Below are 13,793 nucleotides of genomic sequence, written 5' to 3' on the forward strand. Positions count from 1 at the left end.
CGCAGTGGCACCTCTCTTGTCGTGGAGTTAAAGGCCCTTGCCGCCCGTGACGGGAAGCACGGCACCTGAAATGTAGGAACCCTCGTCGGAAGCGAGCAGAACGTATGCCGGGGCAAGCTCAGCCGGTTGGCCCGCGCGGCCCAGCGGAGTGTCCTGCCCGAACGAAGGGAGCTTGTCCGGCCACTCCGTCGCCGGGATCAATGGCGTCCAGATGGGACCCGGGGCAACAGCGTTGACGCGGATTCCTTTGGGGCCGAGTTCCTGTGCCATCGCTTTGGTGAAGGCCACCTGTGCAGCCTTGGTCATGGCGTAGTCCACCAGCTGAGCAGAAGGATTAAAGGCCTGGATGGAGGCAGTGACGATGATCGAGTCCCCCGGACGCAGATGCGGAATGGCCGCCTGCGCGGTCCACATCAGGGAGTAAAGGTTGGTCTTGAAGACCCTGTCGAACTCCTCCGTCGGTATGGTCTCAAGCCCCTCGCGGTTCTTCTGGTACGCCGCGTTAAGGACCACGATGTTGAGCCCGCCGAATTCCTGGACTGTACGTTCCACGATCTCGGTTGCGAATCCTTCGTCACGCGAATCTCCCGGGAGCAGGAGTGCCCGCGCGCCGCACTCACGGATCCATTCCGCCGTCGAACGCGCATCTTCTTCCTCCTCCGGAAGGTAACTGATGGCGACGTTGGCCCCCTCTCGCGCGTACGCGATGGCCACCGCCGCGCCGATGCCGGAGTCGCCGCCGGTGATCAACGCCGTCTTGCCTTCAAGCCGGCCCTGGCCGACGTAGCTGGACTCACCGTGATCGGGCTGGGGCTCCAGGGGTTTGGTGAGGCCCGGTTGCTTCTGCTCCTGCTGCGGAAACTCCCCGGAGTGATACCCGCTGCGAGGGTCCTTCGGCGGAGCCGTGAGCCTGTGGTTTCCCTGCTGTTCCGGATCGCTTTGTGTCATGGTCCTGCCCCTTCAGAATCGGTTCACTGGTGCGCGACGCTTAACGTCCCACCCGGCTTGTACCCAGGGTGCCGCACTATGAAACTGCGGCTAGGTCCTCATGGTCTTTGCCTTGACCATGAGGAACAGGCCATACGCAATAAGGCCCGCGGCCACGGCGGCAAGGAGGTACGGTCCGTAGGGTTGTTCCTTGAGGGCCTTAAGGCTGCCGTCCAACCCTGTTGACTGCTCGGGCCGGGCGGTAACAGTAGCGATGACCACAAGCAGCCCCACAAGAAGGAGCGCGAATCCCTTGGCGACGTATCCCACCGTTCCCACGGCTACTTGGAATTTCCGTGGTCCTTCGTGCGGCGAAAGGACGAGGTCCTTCTTGAACGACCTCGTGAAACCGCGCACCGCGAACACAATGCCGGTGATCATGACGCCGGCTCCTGCAGCTATCAGAAACGCGACGCCCCAGGGAGATTGCATGAGGGTGGCGGTGAGGTCACTGCTGGATTGACGGCTGTTGCGCGCCTGCCCAACGACAAAGGACATGATGGTCACGGCCACAAAAGCGAAGACCGCTGCCTGGCCTGCCTCGGAAAGGCGCTTGGAGAGCTTGGGATGGGACTGGTTGCGGTGGCCGAAGATAGCGTTGGACAACTGCCATAGGGCCAAGGCCGCGCAGGCAGCGAAACAGACCCAGAGCAGCAACGGGCCGAAGGGTTGGGCGGCCAATTCGGCGATGGCACCGGAAACGTCCGCTTCGCCGCTGCTTCCAAAGGTCAAGCGCGCGGCGATGACACCGATCAGCACGTGAAGCAACCCGCTCACAGCGAATCCCGACCGCGCCGCAATTTCAAAGGGCCGCGAGTTCGAGGCTTCCTCGGCTGCGTCTGCGGCCTTCCGCATCTCTTCTTTGATGACAAGCCTCCTGATGACTTAGGCCTTGAACACCATGGTGCCACCGGAAGCGTGGCGGGGCCACGTGAGTGGTGGCTAGTAGCCGCAGACCGACTGCGGCCAAATGCTCCGGAGGCCGACGCCCAGGGGATTGAACTGCTCACGGATCGAGGTGACTGCGCGGTCTTGGCCGTCCACTGGGGCGTGCGTTCCGCCGGCAAGCTGTGCGGCATCCGTGCCTGATGAAGTGACGGTGATCTGGTCGGGCATTTCGGCAGTCCTTCCGGCAGGTTCCGCCAGCTCCTCGGCTGACACTTCAACCATCGGACGGGGTCCTCAAGAACGACGCCGGGTCATCTCAAGATTCGCTCAAGATCGTGGAAGGCCCGACGGCGGCCGGCCGCCTGGGTGCGCGGCCGCCGTCGAGCCTTACTCACCGGCTACCACATCGCTTTGTGGAGCGGCGTGACGGTGAGGCTTTCGAGCCGGGCAGTCCCTCCCTCCGAAAACAGGGACAATGTGTTCGCGCCCGCTGCCGGAAACACTTGGTCGGTCAGCGTAGCCAGACCGTCCTGCGCGAAGACCTCCACGGATGCCCTGTCCACATAGAGCCGCAGCCGAAGCCTGCCGTTGATCAGCTGGACGGGTACGTCATCCACAGAGGCGAAGGCCGGATGGAAACCTTCGTTGCCGGAGGCCGTCCTGTCGATGAAAACGCGACCCGAACTTGTTGCGTAACCAACCTTGGTGGCCTCAGTTGAATTACCCAGGACCTTCAGCCCGAACGCCGATGCCGTCCCCGGGGAGAACTCCGCATCCACCTGCACCACGTCCCCTGATACGGGAAGGGTGCTGGTCCCCGGAGCGATGTCCTGCGCGGATGCGGTGTAGGCGGCACCCGTGTTCTTCAACGCGTCCACCTCCTGGACCACTTTCTGCGTGAGTCGCGGTCCCTGGGCGGTTTGGGTGAGCTGGACTTCGCGGGGCAACGCCATGGTTCCCCGCCACGTGCTTGTTGGCGTGGACTGCCCGTAGTCCCAGTTGTTCATCCAGCCCACCATGATCCGTTTGCCGTCGGGGGCGTTACTGAAGGAAACGGCTGCGTAGTAGTCCCGGCCCCAGTCCAACCAGTCGTGCTGTTCCAGCCGCGTGATGTCAGAGGCTACGAACTCGTCCGCGAGGATGTGGCCCCAACCGCCACGGTTGTTGTCGACGATCCGGATGGTTGCCTCGCTTCCCTTGTAGGCGCTGACGTTCCAGGCCTTCCATTCCAGATGTTCGGAATTGGAACCGGTGGTGGTTCGAACGGCCTGTCCGTTGATCATGAGATTTACGGTGGTTTCACTGCTTCGCGGTTTTGCCGGCTCCGAACCGAGGACCATGTTGTCCAACGTCAGGTGGCCCCATGCCCCTGTGGCGTTGTCCACAATCCGGATGCGGGCTATTTGACCGTAGTACGGGGTTACATCCCAGTTCTTCCAGTTCATGTCACCCGAATTGCTGCCCGTGGTGCTTCGCACGGGCACGCCGTTGACCAGGAGTTCCACTTGGAGTTGGCCGTCCGTCCGGTTGCCGCCGCCCTGGAGGAACCCGATATTGGTGTTGGTGAGGTAGAACTCCGGGGACGTGATTGTTCCGGTGTTGTTGTCAGCGTTGGGGCCGCCCTCGAATGTGTTGATGCGTTTGCCGATCGCGTACTCACCGCCAACGGTTGACGGGTTTCTGGCTGCCTCAAAGTCTCCGGTCAGCTGCCAACCGGCCGCACTCAGGGTTCCCGGGTATTCGAAGCCGTCGAACAGGAGGTATCCGGGGGGTGGCGTGTTGCCGGGTTGCTCCCCTGCCTGCCGCGGGTGGTTTCCGCCACCGGCAAGGAAGTTGATGTAGTCCTTGGTGATCGCGAACGGTGCGGATTCCAAGGTGCCCGTTGGGACATCTCCCCCGTTGAAGCCGTTCACCAGGCCGGCACCGATCGACCCGGTAACTGTTTGCTGACCTGCCAGAGTTCCGCTGGGCGGGGCTGTCCCCCACGGACCCCCGGGATTGGCGGGATCGTTGCTCACGTTCCATCCGCTGTAGCTTCCTCCGTTGAACCCCGCGAGCAGGGTTCCCGGTGGGGCCACATCCACTGGATCAGTGGTTTCGGAGGTGAATGTTGTGCCGTCGAAGCTGCCTACGAAGTACTGGCCCCCGCTGCCACCAGCCACGGATCCCGGGTTGATGTTGACCACCAGCACCCACTTGATGTTGTTCGGGTTCCCATCCACCGCGAGAGGGAAGAGGTCCGGACACTCCCACTGCCCACCCGTCGCGTTGGCTGGTTCGAAGTCATCCAAGTACGTCCAGCTCTTAAGGTCTGTGCTCTTGTAGAACAAAACCCTGTGCTCGTTGGCTTCCACGGCGGACATCACCCAGTACGAGCCAGCTGCCCCTTGGTACCAGAACACTTTGGGATCCCGGAAGTCCGTGGTGTTCCTGTTGAGGACAGGATTGCCCGAGTACTTGGTCCAGGTTTGGCCGCTGTCCGTGCTGTACGCCAGGGACTGGGCCTGCTTGCCGGCCAGCGTGGGGTGGTTGCCGGTGAAGTTGCTGGTGTACACAGCCACCATCGGCGGATTCTGCAACGTCCCGAATCCACTGGTGTTCTGTGAATCCACCACGATTGAGCCGGAAAAGATGTCCTCCGTAGCCTGTCCGCTGCCGTTGAAGGTTTGGGGGATTGCGAGTGGCTGCTCGGTCCAGTGCAATAAATCCGTGGACGTCGCGTGCCCCCAACTCATGTTGCCCCACGTGGTTCCGTAAGGGTTGTACTGGTAGTACATGTGGTAGGTGCCGTTGTAGTAGACCAGCCCGTTGGGATCGTTCATCCAGTTCTTGACCGGCGTGTAGTGCAAATAGGGACGGTACTCCTGGGTGGCGGGGTCGGGATCGCTGGCATGCGCCGGGGCGGGCGCGGCAGTCGCGGCCACCACCAAGGTGAGTGAAGCAACGACGGCGGCCGCCGCCAGCGCCGGCAGTCCCCGTTTGGTTCGTCTTGTCATCATTGACAGACCTTCCTTCTCAGCGACGGGTCAGGGGGTTGCCCGGAATGAGTAGGAACTCGTGTAATGCACAAACTCACCCGCACCGCCGCTATCCAGCACCTTGGTCCCGGTGGTGGATCCGTCCAGCACTACCGTGTTCGCCGCTACCGAGGAGATGGTGTTATTGGCAGCGATGTAGTTGTTGGCGCCCGAGGCCACCAGGATGATGGTCGGTTTCTGGCCTGAGGGAGTCACCGACCCGGAGGGTACGTCGTAGCTGAAATGGTTCCCTGTGACGGTATTCCCGCTCCCGGCAACATGGACCAGGCCGAACAGGTCATCCAATCCGTTGTTGTAGGGCTTCAGCGGATCAAAAGGCTCCACCTGCCGCAGGAAATGGTTGGCACCAATGAGGTTCTCAGTGCAATTGCCTTCAAAGTTCACCATCCCCGGGTAGAACGCGTGAAACCTGTTGGCCGTGATGGACGAACGAGTGCAGTCCTTGAAATGGACACTGCTCTTCCCACGGGGAAATACGTTGTTGGCACTGACCAGAAGGCCCATATGGCCCTCGGCGAAAATGGAGAAGCCCACATAGCCGGCGCCGATGAGGTTGTCAGTCACTTTGGATGCCTGCCCCGAGCCCGTGAGTTCGATGCAGCTCCCGCATTCAGCCAGGAAGTTGCCACTGACACTAAGGGCGTCCGTGTCCCGCACCACCAGCCCGTGCTCCAGGTAGACCATTCCCATTCCTTCAACCCGGCAGGAATCATTGGCCGAATCGAAGCGGATACCCGTTTTGCCGTTCACGTAAGAGTTCTGGTTCGAGTTGAAGGACACACCGTCGAGGCAAAAATTCTGAAAGACAATGGAACTGAGTCGCGGGTCGCCGGTTCGGTAAACCCTGAAAGCTTCAGTGTTGCCGTCCGTGTTTTCGACTCGGATGCGGCTGCCGCCGGGGAAGATTTCGTGCCAGCTGGAGGTGTTGCCGGCGTTGTATCGGATGCTGCTGGACGTGAATCCGTGCCCTGAGCCGCGGATGGTGAGGAAGCTGATGTCCACGTTGACACGGGTTTTCAAGGGGTAATCTCCCGGCGGGATGTATACTACCGCGCCGGGTTTGGAGGCCTGATTGGTCTGCTGGGACTTCACGTCCGCGATGATGCTGTTGATGATGAGCCCGATGTCGTTATAGGGCGTGGCCGACGGATTCCCGGGGACCGACCAGGTGGTGACGTCGTAGACAGTGGTCATAGCGTGTTCTCCTCACATCGTTGGGGGTACTGCTTTATGGCCGTGCGTTGACTGCTAGGGCGTTGCTTCTGTTGCTTTGATGCCGGGTTTTACAGCATTCCGATAATGGCCCGATGCCCTTGTGCGGCTTGGGTGCTTCCTTGGCTTTGATGCGGATTTGGCGTGTCCGGCTTGTTCTTGGCCAAGGCCTCCTTCGCTGAAAGTACGACGGCGGTTGCGGACAGTGCCGCTGCCGGGAACAACCGGAGGATGCTCCTTCGGCTGAGGGGCTCGGATGGGTTCATGATTCTCCTTTGAACTTGTCGGTTGACTGGGCTTTGTACTGGGACAACAGGGAGTTAACTGGGCTTGGCGCACCTGTCGGTGGGAAACAGTGCACCCCTTTACGCCAGGCGCACCCGTTCGTGGGAAGTGCCGCACCCCCTCGCGCCGAGCGCTCCCCGGAGTTTGGGTGCGATCGGCGGGTAGGGGTGCGGCCCCGACGAGGGGTGCGCCCGGCGGGTACTGGTGCGCCCCCGGGTAGGGGTGCGCCCGGCGGGTAGGGGTGCGACCAGCGGGCACGGGTGCAGCCCCGACGCCCCAGAGCCCAGCCAAAACAGCGGCCGAGCCAGCCAAAATATGCCAAAACGATTTGCCGAGTGGCGTCGATCACTTTATGGCTTAGGAATCCAGGCCGTCAAGTGCCCCGAATTGTTTCGAATAAGGCTGTTGACACATCGGCGCAACTAGCCCTAATGTCGGTGCCAAGTCGTTTTGGCAAAACGATTTTTCAAGCCAACATCAGCTCCACCATCTCTCTGCAATTTCCGTTCAAGAGAAAGTGAGTCGACAGCGATGTCCACTCGAAAGACCATTTCCAAGCTCGTCTCCCTCGGCGGGCTGTGCACCGCCGTCGCACTCGTTGCCACCGGTTGTGGCGCTGGCGGTGCCGCACCATCGTCCGGCGGATCGGGCGGCTCCAGCACTGTCAACGTGCTGGTGGAAGCCGGCGGCCACGCTGAGCTCACCGGCGTGGCAGAGCAATGCAAGAAGGACGCCGGCGTGGACGTGAACTTCGTCGAACTCCCCTACGACGGCATGTTCAACCGCCTCTCCAGCGAGTTCTCCTCCGGCAATGTCTCCTTCGACGTAGCTGCCCTGGACTCCGTGTGGCTCCCCAGCTTCAAGGACGCCGTCCAGCCCATCGATGAGCTCTTCACCGACGAGGCAAAGAAGGACATTTTCCCGGCGCTTGTGAAGGAAGCGAACGTGGACGGCCACTTCATCGGCATGCCGGCCTGGACCAATGCCGAGATCATTCTGTACCGCAAGGACTTGTTCGAGGACGCCAAGAACAAGGCGGATTTCCAAGCCAAGTACGGCTATGAACTGGCAGCCCCCAAGACCTGGAAGCAGTACCAGGACATTTCCGAGTTCTTCACCAAGGACGGCATGTTCGGCACGGACGTGAAGGGTGCCGTGGAAACCGAATGGCTGGCACACGTGCTCCAGGCCGGGTCTCCCATGGTGCTGGACGAGAACAACAACGTGGTCATCGATAACGCCGCCCACAAGGAAGCCCTGGACTTCTACGTCAGCCTCACCAAGTCCGCCCCGACCGGTGCTGCGCAGGTGGACTGGGCTGCAGCGCAGAACCTGTTCAACCAGGGCAAGACGGCAATGACCCGTTTCTGGGCACACGCCTACCGCCAGATCCCTGCCGATTCCCCGGTGGCAGGCAAGGTGGGTGCAGCTGCGATGATCGGCGGCAGCGCCGGCGTCGCGGGTGTCCCGGGACCGTGGTACCTGTCCGTACCCAAGGCGACCAAGAACACCGAGGCAGCTAAGAAGTTCGTCAAGTGCGCCTACGACTACAACAGCATGGGTATCGACTCCAAGCTGGGCCTGGCAGCACGAATCAGCGCCTTCGAGAAGTACCAGGACCAGCCGGGCTATGAGAGCTTCAAGCCGCTGATCGAGACCCTCAACGCCCCCGCCACGGCAACCCGTCCGGCAACGGCAAAGTGGCAGCAGATCGTGGACACCGTCCTGATTCCGTTGCTGCAGAAGGCCGTGGCCGGAGGCGACACCTCCGCCCTCCTGGCCGACGCCAAGAAGCAGGTCCAGGACCTCCTGAAGTAAAGACTCCGCGGCCGGCACCACCACAAAGACCGTGTCGGCCGCGGCTCCAACCAGCAGAAAACAACCAGCAGAAAAGAAAACCGTGCGTATCTCCGATCGCCGCTTTGCCCTCTTCCTGATGACGCCCGCGGCCCTGTTCCTGGCCGTGTTCGTCGCCTACCCGCTGTTTCGCCTGGTGGCGGACAGCTTCTTCAAGATCTCGCCGATCGCCGGCGGTTCCCGCGAGTTCGTGGGTTTCCAGAACTACGTCACCGCCTTCGCATCCGAGGCCTTCACCAGTGCAGGCTGGCGGACCCTCGCCTACACCCTGGTGGTGGTGACCCTCGAGTTCGCGCTCGGGCTCGGCATGGCCTTGCTTTTCACAACGCTCGGCAAGAAGTCACAGATCTGGCGGACCGTCTTCCTTTACCCGTTGATGATCGCGCCGATCGTGGCCGGCCTTCTGTGGAAGTTCCTGATGATCGATAACTTCGGCCTGATCGGAACCCTCCTCCACCAAGCCGGACTCCTGGAAAATCCAAACCAGATCGGCTGGTTGTCCGACCCCAACATCGTCCTGTTTTCGGTGGCGATCCCGGACATCTGGCTCACCACATCGTTCATGTGCCTCGTACTGTTTGCGGGCCTTCAGAACATACCCGGTGACCTGATTGAAGCCGCCCGCCTCGACGGCGCACGGGCACCGGCCCTCCTGTTCCGGATCATCATCCCGCTGCTGCGTCCCGTGATCGCCGTGGCACTGGTGGTCCGTGGAATCGACGCCGCCCGGGCCTTCGACACCATCCTCATCCAAACCAACGGCGGCCCGCAGTCGGCCTCCGAAACCATGAGCCTCCTGATCTACCGGACCATGATCCGCTTCGGCGATCCGGGTCTTGCGAGCGCCATGGGCACCATCTACCTCATCGCGATGCTCGCCGTCGCCTTCTTCGCGGTGGCCACCATCTGGCGGCCGGGAAAGGACACCTGATGACCATGGTGACCGCACCAAGCAAAGCCAGCCCGCCGGCGTCGAACCTTCCGGCTTCCCAGCCTCCGCGCAGGCGCCGCGGGGTCAACCGTGAAGGCCTCGAAGCAGGCCGCCGCAGCACCAGGATCATCCTGTGGATACTGCTTGCGGCAGCCATGGTGCTTTATGGGTTCCCGTTCCTCTACTTGTTGTTCACGTCGTTCAAGACGCCGATCGACACCATTGCAGTTCCGCCCACCATCCTCCCCAAGGAATGGACGCTGGAGAACTACGTCAATGCGTTGGGCCGTGGCGGTGTGGTGGCGTCGTTCATCAACAGCATCCAGACCGCGGTAATCAGCACCTTGCTTTCCCTGGTGCTGGCCATACCTGCGGCCTACGGCATCACGCGCTACAAAACCCCGAGCGGCCGGGTGTTCATCATGGCTGCCCTGGTGACGCGCATGGTTCCGCCGGTGGCGATCGGCATCCCGTTGGCGTCGATGATGGCCTCGGTGGGACTGGCTGACACACCGATTGCCCTGTCAATCGCGCACACCACCATTTCCCTGCCGCTCTCCATCTGGCTCATGTCCAGCTTCTTCGAAGCCGTGCCGCGGGACCTGGAGGAAGCAGCAACGGTTGACGGCTGCAGCCGGCTGGGTGCGTTGTGGCGGGTGGTGATCCCGGTAGTATCAGGCGGCATTGCAGTGACCGCGATCTTCGCCTTCCTGGCCTCATGGAACGAGTTCCTGTTTGCGCTCCTGATGACGGCCATCCGTTCACAAACCACACCGGTGGTGATCGCGAACTTCCAAACCCAGTTCGGGCTCGACTGGGGATCCATGACGGCACTCGCGGCGGTGTACTCGATCCCGGTGATCCTGCTGACACTGTTGCTGCAACGGAAGATCGTCGCGGGCATGACGCTCGGCGCCGTCAAGGGCTGACGCAGTAGCCTACTGATAGCCCCGCAAGGGCAAACCGACCATAAGGACGTGGGAGACAGATGAGCAACAAGAACGTGGGCATCAAGGATGTGGCCGTCGCCGCCGGCGTGTCCGTCACGACTGTTTCCCACGTCCTCAACGAGGTTTCCTACGCCAGGGTCAGCCCCGAAACCAGGGACAAGGTGAGGAGCGTTGCCGAAGAGCTCGGCTACGGTCCCAACCGCCTGGCACAAGCGCTCCGCACGCAGCGGACCGGCATGCTTGGGCTGGTGAGTGAGGAAATCGCCACCACCCCGCACGCCGGCCGGATCATCCTCGGTGCGGATGAAGCCGCGAAGGCCCGCGGGTACAACCTGATGATCATCAACACGCCGGGCTCAGCCAGCCTCGAATCGCGGCAAGCCGACGTCCAGGCGTTGTTGGAGCGACGGGTGGACGGCATCCTGTACGCCACCATGTACCACCGCAACGTGGAACTGCCGTCCAACCTCGGCAGCGTCCCGTCGGTCCTGGTTGACTCGGTGGCGACCGCCGGGAACATCGCCGCTGTGATCCCGGACGAAGACGGAGGCGCCCGTGCCGCCGTCGGCGCCCTGTTGGAAGCCGGCCACACGCGGATCGGTTTCATCAACAACACCGATGATGTCCCCGCCACCCGCGAGCGTCTTCACGCCTTCCGCGCCACGCTCAACGAAGCAGGGCTCGACGGCGATGGGGCACCTGTTGAGTCCGAGCTCTCCGAAGTGCAGGGCGGCTATGAAGCTGCCCTCCGCATCTTGTCGGGCCAAGACAGGCCGACGGCCCTGTTCTGCTACAACGACCGCATGGCGATGGGCGCCTACCGTGCCGCTGCGGAGTTGGGCCTGACCATCCCTACCGACCTTTCCGTGGTGGGTTTCGACGACCAGGAACTCATCGCCGCCAACCTCTATCCGGGGCTCACAACTGTGGCCCTTCCGCATTACGAGATGGGTGCTTGGGCTGCCGAGCACCTGATTGACGCTATTGAAGGCAAAACGGACCTGAATCCGTTGGCCCTCCGCCCGACCATCCTGGGTTGCCCCCTGGTCCGCCGCGACTCGATCGCGGCTCCCCGGTAAGCCGCCCTTTCCACGTACTTCCAAGAGGAACGCCACACATGTCCACTAGCCTTGATGCCGCACGCCCGGAGACAGCTCCGGACAAAGATTCCGGGTTCCGGCCTGCCATCCATTTCACGGCAAAGGACACTTGGCTCAATGACCCCAACGGCCTGGTTTTCCACGACGGCCTGTACCACCTTTTCTTCCAGAACAATCCCTCCGGCAACGTGTGGGGCAATATGTCCTGGGGGCACGCCACGTCCACGGATCTCCTGCATTGGACGGAGCTTCCGGTGGCTATCGCCTGCGATGAGCGGGAGGACATCTTCTCCGGAAGCGTTGTGGTGGACCACGGCAACACGTCCGGTTTCGGCACGGCCGAGGCGCCCGCTTTGGTTGCGATCTATACAAGCGCTTTCAAACCGGGAACCGAATACAGCGGCACTCAGGCGCAGTCCCTTGCGTACAGCACGGATTCGGGAATGACCTGGCAAAAGTACGGCGGAAATCCCGTGCTCACCCGGGACTCGGCCCACTTCCGGGACCCCAAAGTCTTCCGCTACGAAGGCGGCGGTGACGCCTATTGGGTGATGGTCGCCGTCGAAGCCCAACAGCAGAAGGTGGTCCTGTACCGCTCTGACGACCTCACATCGTGGGATTTCCTGAGCGAGTTCGGCCCGGCCAATGCCGATGAGGGCGAGTGGGAGTGCCCTGACCTTTTTCCCTTGGCAGTGGACGGGAACCCGGCGGACACCAGGTGGGTGTTGATCGTCAACGTGAACCCCGGCGCTGTGGCCGGGGGATCGGGCGGCCAGTACTTTGTGGGACAGTTCGACGGCGTCCGTTTCGTTCCGGACGCAGCTGCCCTCGCCGCCCCTGCCGGGCTGTCCGCCCTGCCCGATGCGGAGGCACGCACCGAGGCGCTGCAGCACTGCCTCTGGTTGGACTGGGGACGCGACTGCTACGCCTCTGTCTCCTTCAGCAACGTTCCGGGAGGCCGGCGCATCATCATCGGATGGATGAGCAACTGGGACTACGCCAATGAGTTGCCCACTTCACCGTGGCGTTCGGCCATGACACTCCCCCGCGAGCTTCGGCTCGTTACCGTCAATGGCTCGCCACGCCTGCTCCAGGAACCAGTCCTGCCCGTACTGCCGGTCAACAGCTCCTTTGAACCCGGGGATCCCTCCTTCAGCCTGCCGGACGCAGAACCGGGAAGCGCGCTGGTGATCCGCACCGAAATGCGCCTCGAAGGCGAAGGCCTGGTGGAGTTTCTGCTGCTGGGCAGCAGCGACGGCACGCAAGGCACGTACCTTCGTTACGATCCAACTTCTGCCCGGCTCACGCTGGACCGCAGGGAGTCCGGAAACACCGGCTTCCACGCGAAGTTCCCGTCGGTTGAATCAGCGCCCCTTGAACTGGAGGACGGCCTGCTGAAGCTGCTCATCGTCGCAGACCACTGCTCAGTGGAAGTGTTCGCCCAGGATGGCCGCGTTGTCCTGACGGACCTCGTCTTCCCGGACGTTCACAGCCTGGAAAACCGGCTCACCCTGACCGGCAGCCGGGCGACCCTGCTCAAGCTCACCGTTTCGAAGCTCGCCTAAGGAGGACCCCGATGCAAAGAACCCGGCAAAACCCTGACCCCAGGAATCCGCTGGAGGTCCTGGTGGTGGGCGAAGCGATCATGGACATCGTTGTTTCAGCCCAAGGCTCCGTGGAACATCCCGGAGGATCACCAACCAATGTCGCCTACGGCCTGGGCCGGTTGGGTGTTGAAACCGCGCTTTTGACCTCGATTGGCGATGACCCCCGGGCGGCTGCCATCGAACAGCACCTCAGCGGAGCCGGCGTGACCCTCCTGCCGGGCTCCCGGCGCCCGGGCCGGACCGCGACGGCAACGGCCACGCTCGCTGGCGACGGCTCAGCACACTACGACTTTGATATCCGCTGGACCCTTCCCGGAACGGCTCCGGCCACTTTGCCCAAGATCCTGCACACGGGATCAATTGCTACCTTCCTGGCCCCCGGAGCAGCAGCCGTGAAGGAGTTGCTGCTCCAATCGCATGAGCGCTGCCTGGTGACGTATGACCCGAACATCCGCCCGGCCCTCTTGGGAAGCCACGCTGAAGCCAAGAGTATCTTCGAAGAGCTGGTCCCGCTCACCGACGTGGTCAAACTCAGCGACGAGGATGCGCAGTGGTTGTACCCGGGCGTGCACCTGGACGACGTCCCCAGGCGCATCCTCGGACTCGGTGCACGGCTCGTGGCCATCACCACCGGGTCCCGGGGTTCAGTCCTTGCTACCGCGCAGGCCCACGCTGTGGTTCCCGCTGTCGGGTCCAAAGTGGCAGATACCATCGGCGCAGGCGATTCCTATATGTCGGCTTTGATCCATGGCCTCCTGCATCGCGGAAGCGAAGGTCTCTCAGCGTCAGTGCTGGCTTCGTTGGGTCGGACTGCGGCCAAAGCTGCCGCCATCACTGTCCGCCGGGCGGGCGCCAACCCGCCGACATTGGCCGAGCTGCACATGGACCTGCCGGAACAGGAAGCGTTGGTCCCGTGATCCACAAAGGCCCAGGAATGA

General features: G+C 62.4%; 12 protein-coding genes. 6 read left to right on the forward strand and 6 right to left on the reverse strand.

What is annotated here, in order from left to right; all coding sequences use genetic code 11:
- Positions 1 to 27: 27 nt before the first annotated feature.
- The 6 genes from OCL88_RS13360 to OCL88_RS13385 form a co-directional block, all read right to left on the reverse strand.
- Positions 28 to 948, reverse strand: a complete 921-nt coding sequence (locus OCL88_RS13360) for an SDR family oxidoreductase (RefSeq protein WP_166185998.1) — start codon at positions 946 to 948, stop codon at positions 28 to 30.
- A 90-nt stretch (positions 949 to 1,038) separates the two neighbouring features.
- The gene (locus tag OCL88_RS13365; protein ID WP_264962825.1) at positions 1,039 to 1,842 is read right to left on the reverse strand and encodes a DUF1206 domain-containing protein; all 804 of its coding nucleotides are present in this window, start codon (positions 1,840 to 1,842) and stop codon (positions 1,039 to 1,041) included.
- 87 nt (positions 1,843 to 1,929) lie between these two features.
- On the reverse strand, positions 1,930 to 2,157 hold the full coding sequence (locus OCL88_RS13370) for a hypothetical protein (protein WP_166185932.1): 228 nt from the start codon (positions 2,155 to 2,157) through the stop codon (positions 1,930 to 1,932).
- 116 nt (positions 2,158 to 2,273) lie between these two features.
- A complete protein-coding gene (locus OCL88_RS13375) occupies positions 2,274 to 4,871 on the reverse strand; it encodes a GH32 C-terminal domain-containing protein (protein ID WP_264962844.1) in 2,598 nt (865 codons plus the stop codon).
- 30 nt (positions 4,872 to 4,901) lie between these two features.
- Positions 4,902 to 6,107, reverse strand: coding sequence for a NosD domain-containing protein (locus OCL88_RS13380; protein WP_264962826.1), 1,206 nt, complete (start codon positions 6,105 to 6,107; stop codon positions 4,902 to 4,904).
- Positions 6,108 to 6,196: 89 nt separating this feature from the next.
- On the reverse strand, positions 6,197 to 6,391 hold the full coding sequence (locus OCL88_RS13385; protein WP_193592595.1) for a hypothetical protein: 195 nt from the start codon (positions 6,389 to 6,391) through the stop codon (positions 6,197 to 6,199).
- A 550-nt stretch (positions 6,392 to 6,941) separates the two neighbouring features.
- Between OCL88_RS13385 and OCL88_RS13390 the strand changes: the two genes are divergently transcribed.
- From OCL88_RS13390 to OCL88_RS13415, 6 genes are all read left to right on the forward strand, one after another.
- The gene (locus OCL88_RS13390) at positions 6,942 to 8,228 is read left to right on the forward strand and encodes an ABC transporter substrate-binding protein (protein ID WP_166186002.1); all 1,287 of its coding nucleotides are present in this window, start codon (positions 6,942 to 6,944) and stop codon (positions 8,226 to 8,228) included.
- An 82-nt stretch (positions 8,229 to 8,310) separates the two neighbouring features.
- On the forward strand, positions 8,311 to 9,198 hold the full coding sequence (locus tag OCL88_RS13395; protein WP_217376485.1) for a carbohydrate ABC transporter permease: 888 nt from the start codon (positions 8,311 to 8,313) through the stop codon (positions 9,196 to 9,198).
- A gap of 5 nt (positions 9,199 to 9,203) precedes the next feature.
- A complete protein-coding gene (locus OCL88_RS13400) occupies positions 9,204 to 10,127 on the forward strand; it encodes a carbohydrate ABC transporter permease (protein ID WP_217376501.1) in 924 nt (307 codons plus the stop codon).
- A 59-nt stretch (positions 10,128 to 10,186) separates the two neighbouring features.
- On the forward strand, positions 10,187 to 11,227 hold the full coding sequence (locus OCL88_RS13405; RefSeq protein WP_166186003.1) for a LacI family DNA-binding transcriptional regulator: 1,041 nt from the start codon (positions 10,187 to 10,189) through the stop codon (positions 11,225 to 11,227).
- A gap of 38 nt (positions 11,228 to 11,265) precedes the next feature.
- Entirely contained in the window at positions 11,266 to 12,813 is a 1,548-nt protein-coding gene (locus OCL88_RS13410) for a glycoside hydrolase family 32 protein (protein ID WP_264962827.1), read from the forward strand.
- Between the two features lie 11 nt (positions 12,814 to 12,824).
- A complete protein-coding gene (locus OCL88_RS13415; RefSeq protein WP_264962828.1) occupies positions 12,825 to 13,772 on the forward strand; it encodes a carbohydrate kinase family protein in 948 nt (315 codons plus the stop codon).
- Positions 13,773 to 13,793: the final 21 nt, after the last annotated feature.

It is taken from the genome of Paenarthrobacter sp. PAE-2 (genome assembly GCF_026013155.1).
In the GTDB taxonomy this organism is placed as follows: domain Bacteria; phylum Actinomycetota; class Actinomycetes; order Actinomycetales; family Micrococcaceae; genus Arthrobacter; species Arthrobacter ureafaciens.

What these genes read in the sequence shown, in the direction of transcription:
- OCL88_RS13405 (WP_166186003.1), top strand. Translation starts at nt 10,187, where the DNA reads ATGAGCAACAAGAACGTGGGCATCAAGGATGTGGCCGTCGCCGCCGGC.
- OCL88_RS13400 (WP_217376501.1), top strand. Translation starts at nt 9,204, where the DNA reads ATGGTGACCGCACCAAGCAAAGCCAGCCCGCCGGCGTCGAACCTTCCG.
- OCL88_RS13410 (WP_264962827.1), top strand. Translation starts at nt 11,266, where the DNA reads ATGTCCACTAGCCTTGATGCCGCACGCCCGGAGACAGCTCCGGACAAA.
- OCL88_RS13365 (WP_264962825.1), bottom strand. Translation starts at nt 1,842, where the DNA reads ATGCGGAAGGCCGCAGACGCAGCCGAGGAAGCCTCGAACTCGCGGCCC.
- OCL88_RS13375 (WP_264962844.1), bottom strand. Translation starts at nt 4,871, where the DNA reads ATGACAAGACGAACCAAACGGGGACTGCCGGCGCTGGCGGCGGCCGCC.
- OCL88_RS13360 (WP_166185998.1), bottom strand. Translation starts at nt 948, where the DNA reads ATGACACAAAGCGATCCGGAACAGCAGGGAAACCACAGGCTCACGGCT.
- OCL88_RS13415 (WP_264962828.1), top strand. Translation starts at nt 12,825, where the DNA reads ATGCAAAGAACCCGGCAAAACCCTGACCCCAGGAATCCGCTGGAGGTC.
- OCL88_RS13370 (WP_166185932.1), bottom strand. Translation starts at nt 2,157, where the DNA reads ATGGTTGAAGTGTCAGCCGAGGAGCTGGCGGAACCTGCCGGAAGGACT.
- OCL88_RS13380 (WP_264962826.1), bottom strand. Translation starts at nt 6,107, where the DNA reads ATGACCACTGTCTACGACGTCACCACCTGGTCGGTCCCCGGGAATCCG.
- OCL88_RS13385 (WP_193592595.1), bottom strand. Translation starts at nt 6,391, where the DNA reads ATGAACCCATCCGAGCCCCTCAGCCGAAGGAGCATCCTCCGGTTGTTC.
- OCL88_RS13390 (WP_166186002.1), top strand. Translation starts at nt 6,942, where the DNA reads ATGTCCACTCGAAAGACCATTTCCAAGCTCGTCTCCCTCGGCGGGCTG.